The organism is Bradyrhizobium sp. Leo78 (genome assembly GCF_059512425.1).
Genome location: NZ_JCAMOT010000105.1, coordinates 1 through 5,999, shown reverse-complemented (window position 1 = coordinate 5,999; position 5,999 = coordinate 1). Strand labels below are relative to the sequence as shown.

The window sequence follows — 5,999 nt, the reverse complement described above, 5'->3', positions numbered from 1 at the left end:
ACCGCACGAAATTACTTCGCTGTCGTCGCTATCGCCGCAACTCTGCTCTGGCTAAGATAACTGTCCACGCGACCTAGTGCTCCGCGCCGTTCTGGGTGGTTCAGCCACGGGCCTCGGCACGCCGGCGCTCGCGCACAACCTCGCGCTCGGCGCCGCGACTCTCACGATCACGCCCGCCGCTGGATTCACGATCGAGGCTGTGCTGGCATTTTTCCTAGTCACGGTCGTACTCAGCACAGCAGTTGCCGGCCGCGCCGGCAGCCTCGCTCCGCTGGCGATCGGAATGACCTTGACCTTTAATATCCTGATGGGTGGAACGCTCACTGGCGCCCCCTTCAACCCGGCACGGGCGCTCGGCCCGATGGTCGCCACTGGCAACTTCGGTGATGTCTGGCTGTACCTAACTGCCCCCATCGTGGGCGCCATCGTCGCAGCGATCGTTCATGCGGGTCTCACCCGAATCTCCAACGAAGGAACGGCATCGGCGGCGAACAGGGCCGGACAAGCCCCCGCCGAATGACCCGCATTCCATTCGAAGCTCATGTTTCGAAGCAAGCAAAAGCGCACCACGACCAATCGGCGAGAGCCGGCGGGGGTTCGACAGGCCAAAATGAAATCATTCGATCGACTCACGGAACAGGAGATCCTTGCGCTGGCCGTCAGCAGCGAAGAAGAAGGTGGAAGAATCTACGCCGATTTCGCAGAAGGCCTGCGAGACGTACATCCTGACACGGCTGAGATCTTTTCCGACATGGCTGCCGAAGAGGAGGAGCATCGTTGCGCGCTGATCGATCTCTATTCGTCACTATTCGGCAATCACATACCTAGTGTGTACCGAAAACTTAAGCTCGAGCGTAGTGGTGGTGAAGACCGCCCAGGATAGGGAGCGATCTGATGCTTCCGGTCCGCTGAATTGGGCGGGCAGCCGGCGCGTCTTTGTCCAACGATCGGTGCGTTCGGATGTCGTTGTAGTAGCGTCCGTATGATCGCAGAATCTGAGGCAGATTCACCTCGCCCAGGACAATGATGTCCAAACACTCGCGGCGGATCGATCCGGTGAAGTTCGGCAACGCCATTCTGCCACGGCGAGGCTGGTGCAACAGGATTGTCGCGGATACCCATGCCGTGCAATCGCCGCGTAACGAGGCTGTCATAGATGCGATCGCGAATGAGGTATTTTGGGCTTCACCCCGAGGAAAGGCTTCGGTGATGTGACGTGCAACCCAATCCGCCGTCGGACTTCTTGTGATGTTGATCCAAACCAGGTCTCTGCGGTCCAGTCGGACGATGACGAAGGCATAGAGCAGGTCGAAACCGATCGTTGGAACAACGAACAGGTCCATGGCGGCAATATCCGGCGCGTGGTTACGCAGGAAGGTCGGCCATCCCCAGCTGGGCTGGTCTTCGCCGCTTGACCATGTACTTGGCAACCCTCGATTGTGCGACCTCGAACCCAAGCTTGAGCAGTTAACGTGTGCGCGGCGCACCCCACAACGGATTGTCCATGCTGATCCGCCGGATCAATCCGCGCAGCTCTGTATCGATGGACGGTCCCCCTCCTAAAGATCGCGACTTCCAATGCCAGCAGCGGCGAAAGCCCGCCCTGTGCCAACGCACGACCGTCTCGGGCCGGATGATCGTTAGGACCGACAAGATTGATGGAAACCGGCGATACAGCTGGATCAAGAACCAGCGATCCTGGTCCATCAGGCGGACGCGGGCGTACAACCGACGCCTCAAGACAATCAACTGATGTCGAAGCACCGCGTTCTCCGCTTCGAGTCGCAACTTCGACTTGAACGGCGAGCCCAGGACAGCCAGCACGAAACACGGTAGCCCGATCATTCTTCAAGCTTAGGCGATTCCGTTACCTCATCAACTCGGATAAGGTTTTTGGTACACACAACGGTAATCGCCTTAGTGAAAGACGATCCGCCAGCCTGCGTAGCGTCGCGACATTCCCGAACCGAGCCCGGCTCTCACGGCCTCAAGGCATTGCCTTTGTTTTTGGAGTGAGGGCAATCATGTTGATGCCAATCTCGCTGAATGGCTGCGCCCAAGCAGCTTCTCATCGCGAGTCGGCAATAACCCGCGCTCATAAGCAAGCTTGTACGCGTATGCGGCCGTTAGTCCGTTGCTCATCGCAAGTTCAGTTCCTTTGATTGGATCGCCCAGATAAGCATACAGGATTTGCTCACGAGTTTCTTTGGTGATCCTGTTGCGGCTATTCCATCTTCCAGTTGTCATTCGCTGCCTCCTATGCAAAGCAATACGCGACATCGGACGAGTTGGAGCTAGTTGGCGGGAACTGCTGATCGCGCTGCGCTCGCGGTCAGCCCATGCTCCCCGGCATGAAGCAGCGCACCTTCGGGTGACCACTTTGGTAGTAAGGCCAGACCATCGTACGGCCAGCGCGGTTCGGTCCATCCACGACGGCGTCGTTCGGAACATCAACCCACTCGCCTTCGATGCGCACGCGATAGTGACGATCCTTCGTTTCCCAATCGGCGTCATCAACGCGCTTCGCATCGCTGCCATCGCAGCAGGGCCCTTTGCCGCTGTGCAAGCTTTCATACCAGCTGTTCAACTCAGGGTGCTGGTAATCGTGGGCGCGAGCGTGACCGATTGTAGAAATCGGCGGCATGACAGTGAATAGAACAAGCGTTGCATGCCAAAAAGCGATTGCTCATCTTACACCCAATCCCGGAATCTCTCTATGCAGTCAGGCAATTCATCCATCCGCATCATCATGCGAAGCTTTCTCGGCTCGCCGCTGGTAGTCGTCGGCCAGGGTCCTAAGCTGATTTGCAATCGCTCGGTCGGTCATGGTTTGCGCAGCGCGGAGCAAAGTCTGTGCTGTTTGCAAGTATTCTCTGCCGCGTTGTGAGATCTGGAACGTCATAGAGCCCTCGGTTTCTCTGGCGCTTGCTCTATAGCGATATTGAGCCAGGACAACCAATTGCGGTCACTTGCCCGGCGAGCCCTGAAGCGATCGAGGCACTTCTTGGAGCAAACGTGGGTTCGCCACGAGTAGTACCGGACGAGACCGAACTTGCCATCACAAACCGCGCATCGCGCGGCTCTGCCAGATCTGGAACTTTCGGAGCAGTTGGGCATTGTGGTCTCCTCTTGGTATTCTCGTCGTTCGTCGATCATCCTTTTTCACCGGCGCACTTCACGAGCCTGTGCGCTTTTCCAACGCGTGCATCCTATGACGACCACTATCACCGGCTCAATTGAACTAGGTAATCGTTCAGCATGTAAAGGGGTAACGGAACGATACGAAGGTTTATGGCTCGCCGTTAAAGCCGACGATCTCCGCAACAAAGTCATGGGTGATTTGGGGCCGAACATATCTGTTGCCGCCTCTTTCGTCTGGCGGTGCCTTAGTAGTTCGACCGTGACTCCGTTTCCACATCCCGCTCATTGAGCCGAACAGGCGAATCTCTCGCATCCGGCTAGCAGACAAGGCGTCACGCCTTCACCCGCGACGGGTCGTGTCCAAGCACAGTCAAAGCGTACGAGCCAGAAGTACCCGCAGAGGCGCGAGAGTGGATAAGTCCCGCGCTTACGTCGCCTGACCTTGTGCTTGGAGCACACCCGCCGGCGCAACCGCACAGCGGTGTAGTTGTCGATCGCTCGGTGCGCCTTTTTGACAGTGTCTACGTTGACGTAGTTTGCCCAGACACGTCGTAAACGTGGAGCTTTCGCCCGATGCGAATATTCGAGCAAACGTACCGGCGGTATGGAACGACACAGCGGCTTCTTGACCTGCCACTGAATTTTCATCCAGCCGCGGTTAGAGTCTCGGGTTTTTGTACGCCAAGTGGCGCGGGTGGAGCAACGGACGATCGGCGGAGCTGGTCGGGGTTGCGTAGCCGATCGTCCGTTGCGGTGAGGTGGGCGGCATAGGCCGCGGGGGTCAGGTATTTCAGCGACGAGTGAGGCCGCCGGATATTGTAGTCGGCGACCTAGTTGGCGATCTTGGCGCGGGCATCATCCAGATCGAAGAACAGGATCTCGTTGAGCAGTTCATCGCGCATCCGGCCGTTAAAACTCTCGATGAAGCCGTTCTGCATCGGCTTTCCCGGCGCGATAAAGTGCCAATCGATGACTGTGTCCTTGCTCCAGGCGAGCATGGCGTTGCAGGTGAACTCGGTGCCATGATCGGACACGATCATTTCTGGCTTGCCGCGTCGCTCGACGATTGCCGTGAGTTCGCGGGCAACGCGCCGTCCTGAGATCGAGGTATCCGGAATGGCGCCCAGGCATTCCTTGGTGACGTCGTCGACGATGTTGAGGATCCGGAAGCGCCGTCCGTTGGCAAACTGATCATGAACGAAGTCCAGCGACCAGCGCGCGTTGGGCTTGGCCTCGACCAGGATCGGAGCACGGGTCCCCACAGCCTTGCGGCGGGCCCGCCGCTTGCGGACGGCGAGCCCTTCCTCGCGATAAAGCCGGTAGATCCGGTTGATGCCCGATGGCTCGCCCTCCCGCCGCAGCAGGACGAACAGCCGGCGGTAACCGAAACGCCGCCGCTCGTTGGCAAGATCGCGCAACCGGCCACGCAGAACCGTGTCCGGAGGGCGGCGGGAGCGGTAGCGGATCATCTTCCGATCCGCGCCCACGATCGAACAGGCCCGCCGTTCCGACAGGCTCATGACGGCCTGCAGATGCGCGACCGCAGCGCGCTTGGCGGCGGGCCCTACCATTTTTTTGAAAGCAACTCGCGAAGGGCGGCCGCATCGAGCATCTGCTCGGCCAGGAGCTTCTTCAGCTTCGCGTTCTCCTCCTCCAGCGCCTTCAGCCGCTTGGCCTCAGAGACGTCCATGCCGCCGAATTTAGCCTTCCAATTGTAGATTGTCGCCTCGGAGATTCCATGCTTGCGAGCCAGGTCGGCCGTCTTCGCCCCAGCCTCATGCTCCTTCAACACCGCGATAATCTGCTCTTCCGTGAACCTTGCTCGCTTCATTCGTCCGTCCTTCTTCCGGCCGGACTCTAACTCCTTCTGGAGGAAATACGCAGCGGCAGGTCAGCGAGAGGCGTTTCGGAACGAGATGTATTGATCGTCAGTGCGTCGTGTCGGTTTAGCAATCGAGATGTGGTCGGCCTGAATCGGGTCTAGTCCTCGTGTGCACAAGTTAGAGGCGCTCGCTTGATCAACGACTTTGATTCCGTAGGTATCAAAAGTCTCATACGCGCAGTACGTCGGAATACCAAAGTTGGCGGCGAACCAGTCAAGCTGAAGATTTGCAAGATAGTCCGCCGATTGCATCAACCGCATGTCTCGGAACTGGGGATTACGGCTGATGATCGACGCCAGGTTGGCTAGCTCACTTCCGGTTGTTGGAGTGGAAAGAAAGAAGAGAAAGCGGGTCTTAGCGGCAATACTACGATACTTGAGTAGGTACTGACGGGTAACCAACCCACCCATACTGTGCGCTATAAAAATAAGCTCGCGATGATCAATGACCCCGTCATCGATCAATCGCAATCTAAGGTTCTCCGCTAACTCATTTATGCTCAACCCCGTCTTCAGCGTGGTCCGGTAATCGTGCACATAGATACTGGCGCCATTAAACGCGCTATCTTCAGCGACAAGCTTCGGCCAGGAGACGTTACCTGTAGCCCACGAGGCTGCGCCATCCCCTAGGACTCCGTGTACGAAAACAATAACGGGAGAGTTGGAACCCAGATTGCGCACGTATCTTTGATTTTGGGCGATCGCGACGTTAGCCGTCGCCAAAAGCCAAGATATCGCAAGTACGGCCCATACCCTTCTAAGCATCGAAGCCTCCGCAGGTCCGCTAACGATGAATAGGGCGTTACGAAAACCGCGTCGTGAGCGAGTTGTGGCTCCGCCCACCGGGCCGGCCGCCTGAGCTTCTTCGGCGATCAGGCCCATCTCGCCGAGGCGCAATTCTTCGCGGCTTATCTCGCACCGCTGCGCAAGGCCGAATGGGTTGTCTACGCCAAGCGGCCGTTCGGTGGGCCAGAGG

The 5,999-nt window shown here is 58.1% G+C and carries 6 protein-coding genes and 2 pseudogenes; 3 read left to right on the top strand and 5 right to left on the bottom strand.

The window, feature by feature from the left end:
* Positions 1–76: 76 nt before the first annotated feature.
* Both AC5ZG1_RS43280 and AC5ZG1_RS43275 read left to right on the top strand, forming a co-directional pair.
* Entirely contained in the window at positions 77–520 is a 444-nt protein-coding gene (locus AC5ZG1_RS43280; protein WP_496136470.1) for an aquaporin, read from the top strand.
* Between the two features lie 90 nt (positions 521–610).
* Positions 611–883, top strand: a complete 273-nt coding sequence (locus AC5ZG1_RS43275) for a ferritin family protein (protein WP_456646059.1) — start codon at positions 611–613, stop codon at positions 881–883.
* On the opposite strand, the gene AC5ZG1_RS43270 is transcribed toward AC5ZG1_RS43275, so the two are convergent.
* The 5 genes and pseudogenes from AC5ZG1_RS43270 to AC5ZG1_RS43250 all read right to left on the bottom strand — a co-directional run bounded on the left by AC5ZG1_RS43270 (position 843) and on the right by AC5ZG1_RS43250 (position 5,788).
* Complete coding sequence (locus AC5ZG1_RS43270) at positions 843–1,343, bottom strand: hypothetical protein (RefSeq protein ID WP_496136469.1); 501 nt, start codon at positions 1,341–1,343, stop codon at positions 843–845. The two genes, AC5ZG1_RS43275 and AC5ZG1_RS43270, sit on opposite strands and share 41 nt — an antisense overlap.
* Before the next feature lie 679 nt (positions 1,344–2,022).
* Entirely contained in the window at positions 2,023–2,247 is a 225-nt protein-coding gene (locus tag AC5ZG1_RS43265) for a hypothetical protein (protein ID WP_456646061.1), read from the bottom strand.
* Between the two features lie 85 nt (positions 2,248–2,332).
* Complete coding sequence (locus AC5ZG1_RS43260; RefSeq protein WP_456646062.1) at positions 2,333–2,587, bottom strand: hypothetical protein; 255 nt, start codon at positions 2,585–2,587, stop codon at positions 2,333–2,335.
* A 1,198-nt stretch (positions 2,588–3,785) separates the two neighbouring features.
* Positions 3,786–4,972: pseudogene (locus AC5ZG1_RS43255) on the bottom strand (IS3 family transposase).
* Between the two features lie 60 nt (positions 4,973–5,032).
* Entirely contained in the window at positions 5,033–5,788 is a 756-nt protein-coding gene (locus AC5ZG1_RS43250) for an esterase/lipase family protein (protein ID WP_456646063.1), read from the bottom strand.
* Positions 5,789–5,860: 72 nt separating this feature from the next.
* On the opposite strand from AC5ZG1_RS43250, the pseudogene AC5ZG1_RS43245 reads away from it, so the two are divergent.
* Positions 5,861–5,999, top strand: a pseudogene (locus AC5ZG1_RS43245) (IS91 family transposase); the annotation flags it as partial.

What these genes read in the sequence shown, in the direction of transcription:
- AC5ZG1_RS43250 (WP_456646063.1), bottom strand. Translation starts at nt 5,788, where the DNA reads ATGCTTAGAAGGGTATGGGCCGTACTTGCGATATCTTGGCTTTTGGCG.
- AC5ZG1_RS43265 (WP_456646061.1), bottom strand. Translation starts at nt 2,247, where the DNA reads ATGACAACTGGAAGATGGAATAGCCGCAACAGGATCACCAAAGAAACT.
- AC5ZG1_RS43275 (WP_456646059.1), top strand. Translation starts at nt 611, where the DNA reads ATGAAATCATTCGATCGACTCACGGAACAGGAGATCCTTGCGCTGGCC.
- AC5ZG1_RS43270 (WP_496136469.1), bottom strand. Translation starts at nt 1,343, where the DNA reads ATGGACCTGTTCGTTGTTCCAACGATCGGTTTCGACCTGCTCTATGCC.